Here is a 13,593-nt window from a genome sequence, read left to right on the forward strand (position 1 = left end):
GCGGGTGGAAGTCGTCGTTGTTCGGTGACACGCATGTGCACGGTGGCGAGGGGGTGCATTTCTACACGCGGGGCAAGGTGGTGACCTCGCGGTGGTTGGACCCGTCGCATGGTGGGGTGAACCTCGGCTTCCCCACGAACGGGTAGACCCGCCCGCGCGATCCGGCTCCGGGCGGCACCGATCTCCCGAGATGGGCGCCGCCTGTCGGGCCCGCCTCGGTCGCCCGCCCTCCTGGGACGCCTCACAGGATCGACTCGAAGCCGGTGAGGCCGTTGCATGAGGGCGGGAAGATCGGGTAGGCAGGGCGTCATGTCCCCTTCGCGCTGTGCGGGCTGGTTGCTGGCCGGACGCTACCGGCTGCTGTCGGAGCTGGGCCGTGGCGGCATGGGCCGGGTCTGGCGGGCGCACGACGAGCTGCTCGACCGGCAGGTCGCGGTCAAGGAGGTCACCCTCGGGAACGCGATCGAGGCCGAGCGGGAGCGGCTGCTCGGGCGTACCATGCGGGAGGCGCGGCTGGCCGCCCGGCTGAGCCACCCGCACATCGCGGCCGTCTACGACGTGGTGGTGGCCGACGAGCGGCCGTGGATCGTCCTGCAGCTCGTGCCCTCGCGCAGCCTCGCCGACGTGATCGCCGAACGCGGGCCGCTGTCCGTGCCCGACACCGCGCGCCTCGGGCTGCAGGTGCTGGAGGCGCTGAGCGCGGCGCACGCCGACGGCATCGTCCACCGCGACGTCAAGCCCGGGAACATCCTGCTGAACGGCGACCGGCACGCCCTGCTCACCGACTTCGGCCTGGCCACCACCCTGGACGACCAGTCCAACATCACCCAGTCGGGCATGGTGGTGGGCACGCCCGCGTACATCGCCCCGGAACGCCTGCGCGGCGGCCACGCGACCCCGCAGGCCGACCTGTGGTCCCTCGGCGCCACCCTGTACGCGGCCGTCGAAGGCCAGTCGCCCTTCCCGCACAGCGGCCACCTGGCGGCCCTGACGGCGGTGCTCACCTCCGAGCCCGCGCCGTTCCACCTGGCCGGGCCCCTCGCGCCGGTCATCGCCGGTCTGCTGGAGAAGGACCCCGACCGCCGGATCGACGGCGGGGAGGTCCGGCGGCGCCTGACCCGGGTGGCCGCGCTGCGTGACGAGGAACCCCAGGACACCGCCGCCATCCCCATGGCCGCCGCCCCACCCCACACCGGCGACCTCCTCCCCCCGACCCTCTTCCCCGCCGCCCCCCTCCCGCCCCCGGCCACCGCCCCGCAGCCGCCCCTCACCTCACCCCCCACCCCCACCACCTCAACACCCGCCGCTCCCGCGCCCGCCGCCGCCGCGTTCGCCGCCACCGCGCCCGCTGTCGCGTCGGACGCCGCCGTCTCCGAGCCCGCGTCGGACGCCGCCTCCGCCGCGCGCGCCGAGGGTCCGCGTGCGGTCCCCGTCCCGCAAGCCGCCACCCCGCAAACCGTCCTCACCCCGGAAGCCGTGCTGACCTCGGAGGGTGTCCCCTCGCAGGTGGGCGGTCCGGGGAGCACGCGGAGGACCCTGGGGTGGGATCGGGTGGGGCGGAGGACCGGGGAGCGGAACCACGCCGTGCGCCGGACCATGCCCGGCGCGGCACGAGGGCTTCGCGCCCAACGGGAGCTGTTGCCGTTCTCGGTGTCGATCCCGCAGCCGAGCAGGCCGCAGCGCTGGCGGCAGCTCACCGCCCTGGCCGCGCTCGTGACCAGCGTGCTGGTCACGACCTCGTGGAGCGGCGACGAGCCCGCCACCCCCCGTACGCCCTCCTACGCCGACCCCGCACCGGACCAGGCGCCCGAGCACACGGGGATCATGCACGCGGTCGCCGTCTCACGCGAACGCACCCCGGAACGCGCCTCCGACCGTGCCCCGGAGCAGAGCCCGTCCCGCCACCGCCCGTCCGGCCGGCCCCTCACGCAGACGCCCGCGCAGCCGCCCGCCGCAGTCGGCACCGGCCCCGGCAAGGGCAAGAAGCTCGGCCATCAGTCCGCCAAGACCAAACACGGCAACGGCCTCGCCCGCGGCCACACCAAGCACTAGAAACCCCTCACCCCTGCACATGACGCGGGAAGGGGCCCACGGGTGCGGGGAGCGGGTGGGCGTGTTGCCCCCGGTGTGGAAGGTGCGCGCCAGGAGGAGGCCCCCGGCGTCTGGGGGGGCGAGCGGGCCTGCTGCCTCCGGAGGTCAGGGGGTGGGGAGGGGGAGGCGGAGGACGAAGCGGGCGCCCTTCGGGGAGTCTTCGATGGTCAGGGTGCCGTGGTGGGCGGTCGCGATCTCGCGGGCGATCGGCAGCCCGAGGCCGGTGCCGCCGGCGTCGCGGTTGCGGGAGTCGTCCAGGCGGATGAAGCGCTGGAAGACGAGCTCGCGCTGCGCCGGTTCGATGCCGCCGCCGTCGTCCAGGACCTCCAGGACGGCCTGGCCGTCCTCCTCCAGGACCGTCACGGTGACCTGCGTCTCGGCGTGCCGCTCGGCGTTGTCGAGCAGGTTCGTCAGCAGACGGGTGAGCTGCAGCCGGTCGCCCATGACGACCACGCCCTCGCCCGCGCTGGTGACCACGCGCTTGGCCCGCGGCCTGACGGTCTCGGCGGCGACCAACTGGCCCAGGTCCACCGGCTCGTGGTCGCTCGGGGCCCCGGCGTCCAGCTTGGTCAGGGTGAGCAGGTCGGTGACGATGGCCTGCAACCGGTCGAGGCTGGCCAGCACCTGGGTGCTGGTCTCCCGCCAGTCGGTCTCGTCCGGATGCAGCATGGCCTCTTCGACCTGGGCGCGCATGGCGGTGATCGGGCTGCGCAGGTCGTGCGAGGCGTCGCCGGCGAACCGGCGCTGCTGCTCCATCGCGGCCTCCAGGCGCGTCCGCGCCGTCTCCAGCCGCTCCAGCGTCCGGTTGGCGGTCTCGGCCAAGGCCCGGATCTCGTCGTCGGTGTCCGGGACGGGCACCCGCAGGCCGCTGCCGTCCGCGGTGATCTCGGCGAGCCTCCTGGTGATGCTGCTGACGGGGGCGAGCGTCCTGGCCACGACCCGTGACACCCCGAAGAAGGTCAGCCCGACCAGCAGCGCCGACACCACGATCTGGAACAGCACGACCTGCGGGCTGACGAACCAGGGGACCGCGGGGTCGAAGGCGTAGATGATCCAGGTGCCCTCGGGCTGGAACGCGCGCAGGGCGACCACGAGCTCGCACTGACCGGGGAAGGCGGGCAGGTCGCAGCTCCTGCTGACGTAGTTGGCCTGCTCGGGATGGGGGATCAGGTCCGTCTGGCGCGGCGCTTCGGCGAGGTTGGGCGTCCAGGAGACCGCGCGCCCGGCCGGGTCGACGACCTGGATGCCGTCGAGCCCGCCGGGCTCCAGCACGCGGGGCAGCTGGTTGCGCTTGACCATGAGAAGGACGCGCAGGGCCTTCCCGGACACCTCGCTCGCGCGTACGTCGGCCACGTCGTCGTGGATGCCGAACATGACGAAGCCGCTGACGACGACGTTCAGCAGCAACATGGCGATGCCGGCGAGCAGTGCCAGCCGCGTGCGCAGCGACCGGCGCAACCGTGTTCTCACCCGTCTCCCCCCGGGATCAGAAGAACACGGCCGGGGCGCCAGGCCCTAACTTAGGGAGATTCCTCGATAAATACGGTTACGCCGGGACAAACGGCCTCGCCGTTACTCCTCCACAGCCTTCAGCACGGCGTCCGCGATCGAGCGCGGGTCGACCCCGAAGTGCCTGCGTACGGCCTCCCGGGTGTCGGAGAGCCCGAACCCGTCGGTGCCGAGCGAGGTCCACGGCCGGTCGATCCACGGCCTGATCTGGTCGGGCACGGCCCGCATCCAGTCGCTGACCGCGATCACCGGCCCCTCGGTCCCGGCCAGCGCCTGCCGCAGGTACGGCACCCCGGTCGCGGACATGGCCTCGCGCCGCAGCTCGCTCCACGAGGTGACCGACCAGACGTCCACGCCCAGCCCGTACTCCTCGGCCAGCAGCCGCTGGGCCTCCAGCGCCCAGTGGATGGCGGTGCCGCTGGCCAGCAGGTGCGCGGCGCCGCCCCCGGCGGAGTAGCGGTAGATGCCCTTGAGGATGCCCTCCTCGACGCCCTCGGGCATCGCGGGCTGCGGCATCGGCTCGTTGTAGACGGTCAGGTAGTAGAACACGTCCTCGGCCGCCTCGCCGTACATGCGCCTGAGCCCGTCGCGGACGATGACGGCGACCTCGTAGGCGAAGGCCGGGTCGTAGGCCAGGCAGGCGGGGTTGGCGGAGGCCAGGAGCTGGGAGTGGCCGTCGGCGTGCTGGAGGCCCTCGCCCGTCATGGTGGTGCGGCCGGCGGTGGCGCCGACGAGGAAGCCGCGGCCGAGCTGGTCGGCCAGGGCCCACATCTGGTCGCCGGTGCGCTGCCAGCCGAACATCGAGTAGAAGATGTAGAACGGGATCATCGGCTCGCCGTGGGTGGCGTAGCTGGAGGCCGCCGCGGTGAAGGAGGCCATCGACCCGGCCTCGGTGATGCCCTCGATGAGGATCTGCCCGTCCACCGCCTCCTTGTACGCCAGCAGCAGCTCCCGGTCGACGGACTCGTACCGCTGGCCGAGCGGCGAGTAGATCTTCGCCGTGGGGAACAGCGACTCCATGCCGAACGTCCTGGCCTCGTCGGGCACGATCGGCACCCAGCGCCGCCCGGTCTCCGGCTCCTTCATCAAGTCCTTGACCAGCCGGACGAACGCCATGGTGGTGGCCACCGGCTGCGTCGAGCCCTTCGCCAGCGCCGCGAACGGCCGTTCGCCCGCCTGTGGCAGCGGCCGCCGGGCGACCGTGCGGTGGGGGATCGGGCCGCCCAGCTCGCGGCGGCGCTCGGCGACATACCTGGCCTCGGGCGAGTCGGGCCCCGGGTGCAGGTACGGCGGCAGCTCCCCGGCCAGCGCCGAGTCGGGGACGGGCAGGCCGAGCCGGTCGCGCATGACGCGGAACTCGTCGAGGGTGAGCTTCTTCATCTGGTGGTTGGCGTTGCGCGCCTCGACGCCCGCGCCGAGCGTCCAGCCCTTGACCGTCTGGACGAGGACCACGGTGGGCGCGCCCCGGTGCTGGAGGGCCTTGTGGTAGGCGGCGTAGACCTTGCGCGGCTCGTGCCCGGCGCGCGAGCCGCCGACGATGCGCCGCAGGTCGTCGTCGGAGCAGGGCACGTCGAGGCCCTGGAACAGGTGCTGCCTGATGTAGGCGCCGTCGGAGGCGGCGAACGTCTGGAACTGGCCGTCCGGCACCTCGCCGAGCCTGGCCACCAGCTCGTCGGAGCCGAGCAGGCCGTCCCACTCGGCGCCCCACAGCGCCTTGACGACGTTCCAGCCCGCGCCCCTGAAGACGCTCTCCAGCTCCTGCACGATCCGGGTGTTGCCGCGTACCGGGCCGTCGAGCCGCTGGAGGTTACAGTTGATCACGAAGGTGAGGTTGTCCAGCCCCTCCCTGGCGGCCAGCGTCAGCGCCGCGGTGGACTCCGGCTCGTCCATCTCGCCGTCACCCAGGAAGGCCCAGACATGGCTGTGCGAGGTGTCCTTGATGCCGCGGTTGTGCAGGTAGCGGTTGAAGCGCGCCTGGTAGACCGCGTTGAGCGGGCCGATGCCCATCGACACGGTCGGGAACTGCCAGAAGCCCGACATCGCCCTGGGGTGCGGGTACGACGGCAGCCCGCCCTGCGTCTCGCGCCGGAACAGGTCGAGCTGGGCCTCGCTCAGGCGCCCTTCGAGGAACGCCCGCGCGTAGACGCCGGGAGAGGCGTGCCCCTGGAAGAAGACCTGGTCGTCCGCGCCGTGGAAGAAGTGGTTGAAGCCGACCTCGTACAGCCAGGCCGCCGAGGCGTAGGTGGCCAGGTGGCCGCCGAGGCCGAGCTTGCTGCCCCGGCTGACCATGACGGCGGCGTTCCACCGGTCGTAGGCCGCGACGCGTTCTTCCAGGTCCAGGTCGCCGGGGTAGGCCGGCTCCTCCGCGGTGGGCACCGTGTTGAGATAGCGCGTGCTCGTGGCTAGCCTGCGCAGCAGGTACTCGGCCCGATCGGGACCGGCCGCCCGCCGGACCGCCTCAAGCGATTCGAGCCATTCGGCGGTCTCCTGGGGATCCAGATCTTTCTCCATGCTTCCATTAAACACCATATGATCGATCATCCGATGAAAGGATTATCTGTGGAGCCCGTGGTGCGGCAGCCGTTGCGCGACGAGATCAGGAAGGTGCTACTCGACGGCCTGATCAGCGGCCGCTGGGAGCCCGGCGAGCGGATCGTCGAACGCCGCCTGGCCGCCGAGCTCCAGGTCAGCCAGGCCCCCGTACGCGAGGCGCTGCGCGAGCTGGAGGCGCTCCGGCTGGTCGAGTCCGCGCCCAACAGGGGCGCCCGCGTCCGCGGCTTCACCCTCGACGACCTGCGCGAGGTCTACCAGGTCCGGGCCGGCCTGGAGGAGACCGCCACCCGCCTCGGCCGCCCTCCGGTGGCGGCGCTGCGCGCTCACGTGACCCGCCTGCACGCCGCCGCGGCCGCCGGTTCCCTGGACGACCAGGTGCACCACGGCGTCGCCTTCCACCGGGAGATCGTGGCGGCCTCCGGCAACGCGCTGCTGGTGTCGGTGTGGGAGTCGCTCGGCGTCGAGGTCTGGACGCACGTGTCGATCAGGCTGTTCAGGATGCGGCCGCACGAGAACGCCGCCGACCACGAACCGCTGGTCGAGGCGTTCGAACGGGACGACCCCCAGCTCGGACGCCTGATCCACGACCACGTTCTGGCCTACGCCCCCGACTGACCGCCGGGGTTGACAGGTCCTCGCCCGCCGATGGACAGTTCAAGGTCATGATCACAAGAAGGACCTTACTGGGGAGCGCGGCGGCCCTCCTCGCCGGCCACCCGCTCGCAGCACCAGCATCGGCCTCGGCGTCGGCGTCGGTCGCCTACGTCAGCGGCTCGGAGATCCAGAAGCTCCTGAACGCCGCCAGGGACGGCAAGGGAACCAAGGACGCCGCCGGCAGGTACATCGCCAAGGTTCCCAAGGCCACCTACCTGCTGACCGAACCGCTCATCGTCTACCGCGACACCCATCTGGACGCCACCGACGCCCGGATCGTCTCCCGCTTCCCCGCCACGGGCGTGAAGCACACGATGGTGCTCAACTCCGTCGGCGCGACGACCGGCGGCTACTCCGGCGCCGGGAACATCGCCGTCACGGGCGGGAGCTGGGACCCGGTCTGGGACTTCGTGCAGCGCGGCGTGCTCGACCAGGCGCCCGCGATGAACGGCATCACGATGATCCACGCCTCGGACGTGCTCATCGAGAACGTCACCATGTGGAACGTCAAGTGGTGGCACGGCATCGAGCTCAACGCCGTACGGCGCGGCACGGTCCGCGGCTGCTCGCTCATGGGCTGGATCAGCGACCCCGGCCAGGGGCTGTGGCACGGCGAGGCGGTCCAGCTCGACCTGCCGACCGGCGACAACACCTGGGGCGGCGCGAGCGACCTGACGCCCTGCACGGACATCCTGCTCAGCGGCAACACCTGCGACACCTCCGGCTCCCAGCTCGGCTGGGGCCAGTTCACCGGCTCGCACACCTCCGACCCCGCCCACCCGCACACCGGCGTCCGCGTCGAGGGCAACGTCGTACGCAACACCCGCTACGACGGCATCGCCACGGTCAACGCCCAGAACGTGCGCATCACCGACAACCAGGTCGAGAACTGCGTGGGCGGGATCTACGTCAAGTCCGTGGCGGGAGCCCCGCTGCGCACCGTCGAGATCACCGGGAACCGGGTGACCGGCACCGGCACGCGCGACGCCCTCGCCATCCGCGGCGACGCCGCCGCGATCACCGACGTCGTGGTCACCGGCAACACCGCCCCCTGTGAGAAGGTCCACTACTACGGGACGGTCACGCCGAGGGCGGGCGCCGTGCTCGACTGCGCGTCATAGGCGGCGCGGACCGTTCGTGCCCGCCTCGGGGACGGGGAGGCGGGCCCGTACGCGTTCAGGCGCTGCGCGCCGCCGGTTCGGCGCGTGGGGCCCGAGGGGCGCGCAGACCGGCGGCGGCGACGGCGACCAGCGCGCAGAGGCCCAGCATCGTCAGCCACACCCCCTGGTACGCCCCGACCACCCCGAGCCGGTCGCCCGACAGCACCAGCACCAGCGCCGAGACGCCGATGACGGCCCCGCAGGCCCGCGAGGTCACCGACAGGGCGGTGCCGGTGGCCAGCCGCGCGGGCGGGATCTCGGCCACCGCCGCGCCGCTCAGCGACGTGATCAGCACGGCCACGGCGACCCCCGACAGCACCACCGCCGGCAGCACCACCGCCAGGTACGCCTGCCCGCCCCCCGTCGCGAACGCCAGGTACGCCGTGGACAGGGCCAGCAGCGCCACCCCGCACAGGGCGAGCGGGCGATGGCCGGTCCTGGCGGCCAGCCGTCCGGCCAGCGGCGCGGTCAGCACCTGGGCGAGCGCGCCCGGCGTGACGGCGAGCCCGGCCGCGGCCACGGAGTACCCCCAGATCCCGGTCAGGAAGAGGATGTTGGCCAGCGGCAGCGCGAACATCACCAGCCCGACCAGGAACATCGCGAGGTTGGCCCGCTGGGTGCCGCGCGCCCGCAGCGCGCCCAGGTCCACGATCGGAGCGGGATGCGTGCGCGCCCGCCGGACGAACAGCACGGCCACGACGACGCCCGCGACCAGCGCCGCGATCGTGCCGGGGCTGCCCGGCCCCCACGCGTCGCTCTGCACGATCGCCAGCGACGGCAACCCGATGGCCCCCACCAGCAGGAACAGCCCGGCGAGGTCCGGCAGCCTGGACGTGGCCGCCTCGCCCGCCTGCCTGGGCACGACCCGCCAGGCGCCCGCCAGCACGGCGACCCCGACCGGCAGGTGCAGGAAGAACACCGTCCGCCAGTCCCAGACGCCGACGAGCATGCCGCCCAGCGACGGCCCCGACGCCGTGGCCACCGACTGCGCCGCGCTCCACAGCCCGATCGCCGTGCCCCGGCGCTCCGGCGGGTAGTACGGCAGGATGAGCGCGAGCGTCAGCGGCGTGATCACCCCGCCGCCCACGCCCTGCACGACCCGGGCCGCGATCAGCGCCCCCGCCGACGGCGCGACCGCGCACAGGGCCGCGCCGACCACGAACACCGCCAGCCCGGTCAGGAACACCCGCCGCGCGCCGAACCGGTCGGCCAGGCCGCCCGCCGGCAGCAGCGCCGCGGTGAACACGATCGCGTAGCCGTTGAACACCCACGACAGCTCGGGCAGGCTGCTGCCCGGGAAGCTGCGCAGGATGTCGGGGAAGGCGATGTTCGCGAGCTGCACGTCGATCGCGCCGAGGAAGGCGCTCCCGCACAGGACGGCGAGCGGGAGCGCCCGTGAACCGGCCACCTCAGTCCGACGCCACGCCGAACCGCTCCCGCAGCTCGACCTTGCGGATCTTGCCGGTGACGGTCCGCGGCATCTCCTCCACGACCTCCAGGCGCTCGGGCCAGAACCAGTCGTTCACGCCGGCGTCCTTGAGGTAGGCCCGCAGGTCCTCCAGCGTGGGCGGCTCGCCCGACGGCGTGACGACCGCGCACACCTGCTCGACCAGCGCCGGGTCCGGGATGCCGATGAGCGCGATGTCGCGGATGGCCGGATGCCGGCCGAGCAGCGCCTCGATGTCGCTGACCGGCAGCTTGAGGCACATGTTGGCGATGATGACGTCCTTGGTCCTGCCGGAGATGCGCACGCCGCCGTAGCCGTCGTCGCGGGCCAGGTCGCCGGTGTCGAACCAGCCGTCCGGGGTGATGGACTTGGCGTAGATCTCGTCGCGCAGGTAGTAGCCGAGGCACTGGGCCGCGCCGCGTACCTGGAGAGCGCCGATCTCGCCCTTGGCGACCGGTCTGTTCTCCTCGTCCACGATGCGCACCTCCATGCCGGAGATGACCGTGCCGTCGCTCTCGCCGGCCCGCTCGGGCGGGTCCTGCGGGCGGGTCATGGTGACGCCGCCGTTCTCGGTCATGCCCCACAGCGCGTACACGCGCACGCCCAGCGTCTCGGTGACCCGCTCCACCAGGTGCGGCGGGACGGGGGCCGAGCCGGAGACGAAGACGCTCAGGCTTGGGAGCTTGCGCGGGCGGGCGTCCTGCTCCTCGCTGATCTCCCGGGCGAACGGTGGCGAGCCGTAGTACATGGTGACGTCGTGGTCGGACATCAGGTCGAGGTAGACGCCGGCGTCCCAGGCGTCGGCCGTGACCGCGGTGCCGCCCAGCGCCAGCGCCGTCAGGTACGCCATCACCAGACCCACGTAGTGCATCGACGTCTGGGCGGTCATGATGACCAGGCTCTCGTCCAGCCCGAACGCCTCGCCGTAGCCCTTGATGTCGGCGTACAGGGTGTTCTGGCTGTGCAGGGCGCCCTTGGGCTCGCCGGTCGTGCCCGAGGTGAACAGGATGAGGAACGGGTCGTCGGGGCCCAGTTCGCGGCCCTCGATGTCGGCCGGGTCGCCCGGTTCCGGGGTGAGCAGGAGCTCGTCGAAGTCGAGCGAGCCGGGCGGCCCGCCGCCGCCGACGACGATCACGTGCTCCAGGCTCGGGATCTCCCGGGCCAGGGTCATCCCGGTCTCCGCCGTGTCCACGTGGCCGATGTGGCTCGTGGTGACGAACAGCTTCGCCTCGGTCAGCCGGATCATGAAGTCCAGCTCGCGGTGGCGGTAGATGGGCATCTGCGGGGCGATGCGGGCGCCGATCTTCATGCACGCCAGCGCGAGGGGCAGCGTCTCCCTGCGGTTGGGGAGCTGGATCGCGATGAAATCGCCCGGCCGCACGCCCAGCCTGACCAGGCCGTGCGCGATGCGGTCGGTCATCCGGCCCACTTCGGCGTACGTGACGACGTCGGTGACGCCGTCGGCGACCCGCCGGCTGATGAGTGCTGATTTGTCGGGAAATGCAACTATGTTGCGGCGTAAGTCGTCCAAAAAGGTTTCGTCGCGCCACCAACCATTGCGCCGGAATTCCTGGCTCTCGTCCGACACGGTCACCGCCTTTCGTCGTTCTCGTTCTACTCGATTGCTATGAAGTGGGAAACACAGTGTTTTCCCCGGCAGGGGTGACCAGGTAGAACAAACCCGGTAGATGCACCGCGACGCCCTCGTACACCTCGGCGCAGACGGCCACGCCGGGCCGGGCGAACGTGCCGGGCGGCGGCTCGGCCACCCGGATCACCGAGCGGCCCGCGTCCAGCAGCCTGGCCGCCACGGAGATGTCGCCGACCAGGGCGTCCCCGGGCGCGACCCACCGGTTGCGGCTGACCTTCATGCCGTTGCCCTCGGCCAGCTCGGCCAGCAGCCCGCCCCGGCCCACCAGCCGGTGGTAGTAGTCGCGCGGGTTGACGATCATCGCGTGCGGGGTCGCGCCCGACTGCTCGACCTCGTCGCAGGCCGACAACACGCCGTGGACGTAGTCGTCGTACGGCAGGCGGGCGATCTCCGGATGGCCCAGCAGGGCGGTGGTCAGGGCCAGGTTCTCCGCCGTGGCCAGCCGTACCAGGAGGCGGTAGTCGAGGAAGGTGGCCAGCGCGTCCGGGTCGGCGTCCAGGCCGTCGGGGATCTGCACCCACGCCTGGATCGGCTGCACCTTGGCCTCCGACATGCCGAACCTGAACGCCGCCTCGCGCCGCACGTCCGAGTCGCGGACCGCCCGCCGCTCCTCCTCGCCGGGCGGCGACTCCGTCCAGAACCGGGCCCGGTCGCCCTCGACGGGGACGACCCTGAGCAGGTTGCGCACGGTCAGCCGGGGCCGGTCCTTGGTCGGCTCGTGCGCCTCGGTGATGGTGTAGTCGAAGGTCACTTCCGCGTGCTCGGGGTCGTCGGCGTAGGCGCGCGCGAACAGCCGGCCCGGTGACTCTGACATGGATGCTCCCTATTCGTGCTGGACGAGCCGCTGGTAGAAGGGGAGATGGTGGTCGTAGAAGGCCCGCAGGGCCGGATGGTTGTCCACGGTCGCGGTGTAGACGTTGCGACGGTCCTCGAACCCGGCGCTGCCGCTCGCGTCCAGGTGCCAGCGGCGGGTCCGCCCCCACTCCGGACGGTCGCCCGCGGCCCAGGTGAGCGAGCCGGGCAGGAACGGCAGGCCGGTGTAGGCGCAGAACTCCTCGACGACCGCCGCGGGCTCGCGGATCAGCCGTTCGGTGCGGATCACCAGCGGCCGCCGGCCGGTGGCCTCCCGGACCAGCTCGTGCAGCCGGAACAGCCGCTCGTAGCCGATCTCGTCGCAGGTCACCGTTGGTTTGATGGCGTAGTGCGAGGCGATGGTCGGCCGCGGGTCGCGCACGATGAACGTGTGCGCGATCCCGGCCAGGTCCTCCGGATGCTTGAACAGGTGCGGGTACTCGTAGTCGAGCACCTCCTTGACGAACACCGGCCGCGCCCGCGCCAGCTCCGCCAGCCGGGCCAGCAGGTCCTTCTCCGAACGGGCCGTCACCCGGCCGCCGTCCGGCGACGGCAGCGCGAGCGAGCCCTCCTCGGTCAGCGCGAGGAACGGCTCGTGCAGGACGGCCACGTCGCCCCGCTCGATCATCATGCGCAGGAACGCCGTCGAGGCCGAACGCGAGTGGGCCCACATGGCGACCAGCGGCTCGCTCACCCCGACCACCACGCGGGCTCCCGGTCCCAGCGGTGCCGCCGCAGCTCGGCCAGCAGGTCCGGGTCGAGCGGCCGTCCGTCGGAGACGCCGAGGTTGGCCCGCACGTGCTCGGGCCGGCGCATCCCGGGGATCACCGTGCTGACCGCCGGGTGGTGCAGCACGAACCGCAGCGCGACCTCCGGCAGCGAGAGCCCCTCGGGGAGCGCCGCCTTGAGCCGTTCGGCCCGCTCGACGCTCGGCCCCAGGTTCTCCGGCCCGAAGTACGTGCTGCGCCAGTCCTCCGGCGGCCACGTGCTGTCGGCGGTCAGGGCGCCGGTGAGCGTGCCCTCGTCGAACGGGACGCGGGCGATGATGCCCACGCCCTCACGCAGCGCCCGGTCGAACAGCTCGTCCTCGGGCGCCTGGTCGAAGACGTTGTAGATGACCTGGATGACGTCGATCAGGCCGGTGTCGAGGGCGGCGAGGCAGTTGGCCGGCTCCCATCGGTTGACGCTGATGCCGACCGCGTCGATCACGCCCTCGCTCTTGAGGTCCCTGATCGCCTCCTGCCACCGCTCGTCGCGGGCCCAGCGGTCCTCCCAGGTGTGGAACTGCATGAGGTCGATGCGCGAGACGCCCAGGTTCTCCAGGCTGCGGTGGGTGTACTCGCGGATGTGCTCGGCGGGGTAGGCGTCGTCGAGGGTGTCGTCCGGTCGCGGGGGCCATTCGCGGTTCTTCGGGGGGATCTTCGTGGCCACGTACAGCCGGTGGCCGGAGTGGCGGCGCAGCAGCGCGCCGAGAAGCTGCTCGCTGACGCCGCGGCCGTAGACCCAGGCGGTGTCGAAGAAGGTGCAGCCCAGTTCGACCGCCTCGTCGAGGCACCGGGGGGCGACGTCGTAGTCCCAGCCGGTGAAGCCGCCGGGGCCGCCGCCGATGCCCCACATGCCGTATCCGACCTCGCTGACCTCCCAGCCGAGGTTTCCCATCTTGCGGTAGCGCATTC

General features: G+C 72.3%; 10 protein-coding genes. 3 read left to right on the forward strand and 7 right to left on the reverse strand.

The window, feature by feature from the left end:
- Positions 1-309 precede the first annotated feature (309 nt).
- The gene (locus ACIA8R_RS42520) at positions 310-2,052 is read left to right on the forward strand and encodes a serine/threonine-protein kinase (RefSeq protein ID WP_397043270.1); all 1,743 of its coding nucleotides are present in this window, start codon (positions 310-312) and stop codon (positions 2,050-2,052) included.
- A gap of 144 nt (positions 2,053-2,196) precedes the next feature.
- On the opposite strand, the gene ACIA8R_RS42525 is transcribed toward ACIA8R_RS42520, so the two are convergent.
- Together ACIA8R_RS42525 and aceE are read right to left on the reverse strand one after the other, a co-directional pair.
- Positions 2,197-3,561, reverse strand: a complete 1,365-nt coding sequence (locus tag ACIA8R_RS42525) for a HAMP domain-containing sensor histidine kinase (RefSeq protein WP_357709819.1) — start codon at positions 3,559-3,561, stop codon at positions 2,197-2,199.
- Positions 3,562-3,663: 102 nt separating this feature from the next.
- On the reverse strand, positions 3,664-6,111 hold the full coding sequence (aceE, locus tag ACIA8R_RS42530; protein WP_364102959.1) for a pyruvate dehydrogenase (acetyl-transferring), homodimeric type: 2,448 nt from the start codon (positions 6,109-6,111) through the stop codon (positions 3,664-3,666).
- A gap of 18 nt (positions 6,112-6,129) precedes the next feature.
- Between aceE and ACIA8R_RS42535 the strand changes: the two genes are divergently transcribed.
- Together ACIA8R_RS42535 and ACIA8R_RS42540 are read left to right on the forward strand one after the other, a co-directional pair.
- Positions 6,130-6,768 (forward strand): GntR family transcriptional regulator, encoded by a 639-nt coding sequence (locus ACIA8R_RS42535; RefSeq protein ID WP_397043272.1) that lies wholly within the window; start codon positions 6,130-6,132, stop codon positions 6,766-6,768.
- Between the two features lie 47 nt (positions 6,769-6,815).
- The gene (locus ACIA8R_RS42540; protein ID WP_364102962.1) at positions 6,816-7,928 is read left to right on the forward strand and encodes a right-handed parallel beta-helix repeat-containing protein; all 1,113 of its coding nucleotides are present in this window, start codon (positions 6,816-6,818) and stop codon (positions 7,926-7,928) included.
- Between the two features lie 55 nt (positions 7,929-7,983).
- On the opposite strand, the gene ACIA8R_RS42545 is transcribed toward ACIA8R_RS42540, so the two are convergent.
- The 5 genes from ACIA8R_RS42545 to ACIA8R_RS42565 all read right to left on the reverse strand — a co-directional run bounded on the left by ACIA8R_RS42545 (position 7,984) and on the right by ACIA8R_RS42565 (position 13,591).
- Positions 7,984-9,375, reverse strand: a complete 1,392-nt coding sequence (locus tag ACIA8R_RS42545; protein ID WP_364102966.1) for a DHA2 family efflux MFS transporter permease subunit — start codon at positions 9,373-9,375, stop codon at positions 7,984-7,986.
- Position 9,376: 1 nt separating this feature from the next.
- Complete coding sequence (locus tag ACIA8R_RS42550; RefSeq protein WP_397043275.1) at positions 9,377-10,945, reverse strand: AMP-binding protein; 1,569 nt, start codon at positions 10,943-10,945, stop codon at positions 9,377-9,379.
- A gap of 94 nt (positions 10,946-11,039) precedes the next feature.
- On the reverse strand, positions 11,040-11,879 hold the full coding sequence (locus ACIA8R_RS42555) for a family 3 encapsulin nanocompartment shell protein (RefSeq protein WP_357709804.1): 840 nt from the start codon (positions 11,877-11,879) through the stop codon (positions 11,040-11,042).
- A gap of 9 nt (positions 11,880-11,888) precedes the next feature.
- On the reverse strand, positions 11,889-12,623 hold the full coding sequence (locus ACIA8R_RS42560) for a sulfotransferase family protein (RefSeq protein ID WP_397043277.1): 735 nt from the start codon (positions 12,621-12,623) through the stop codon (positions 11,889-11,891).
- A complete protein-coding gene (locus tag ACIA8R_RS42565) occupies positions 12,608-13,591 on the reverse strand; it encodes an aldo/keto reductase (protein WP_357709800.1) in 984 nt (327 codons plus the stop codon). Before ACIA8R_RS42565 ends, ACIA8R_RS42560 begins: the two co-directional genes overlap by 16 nt.
- Positions 13,592-13,593: the final 2 nt, after the last annotated feature.

Origin of the sequence: Nonomuraea sp. NPDC051191, assembly GCF_044455665.1 — a bacterium.
Taxonomy (GTDB): Bacteria; Actinomycetota; Actinomycetes; order Streptosporangiales; family Streptosporangiaceae; genus Nonomuraea.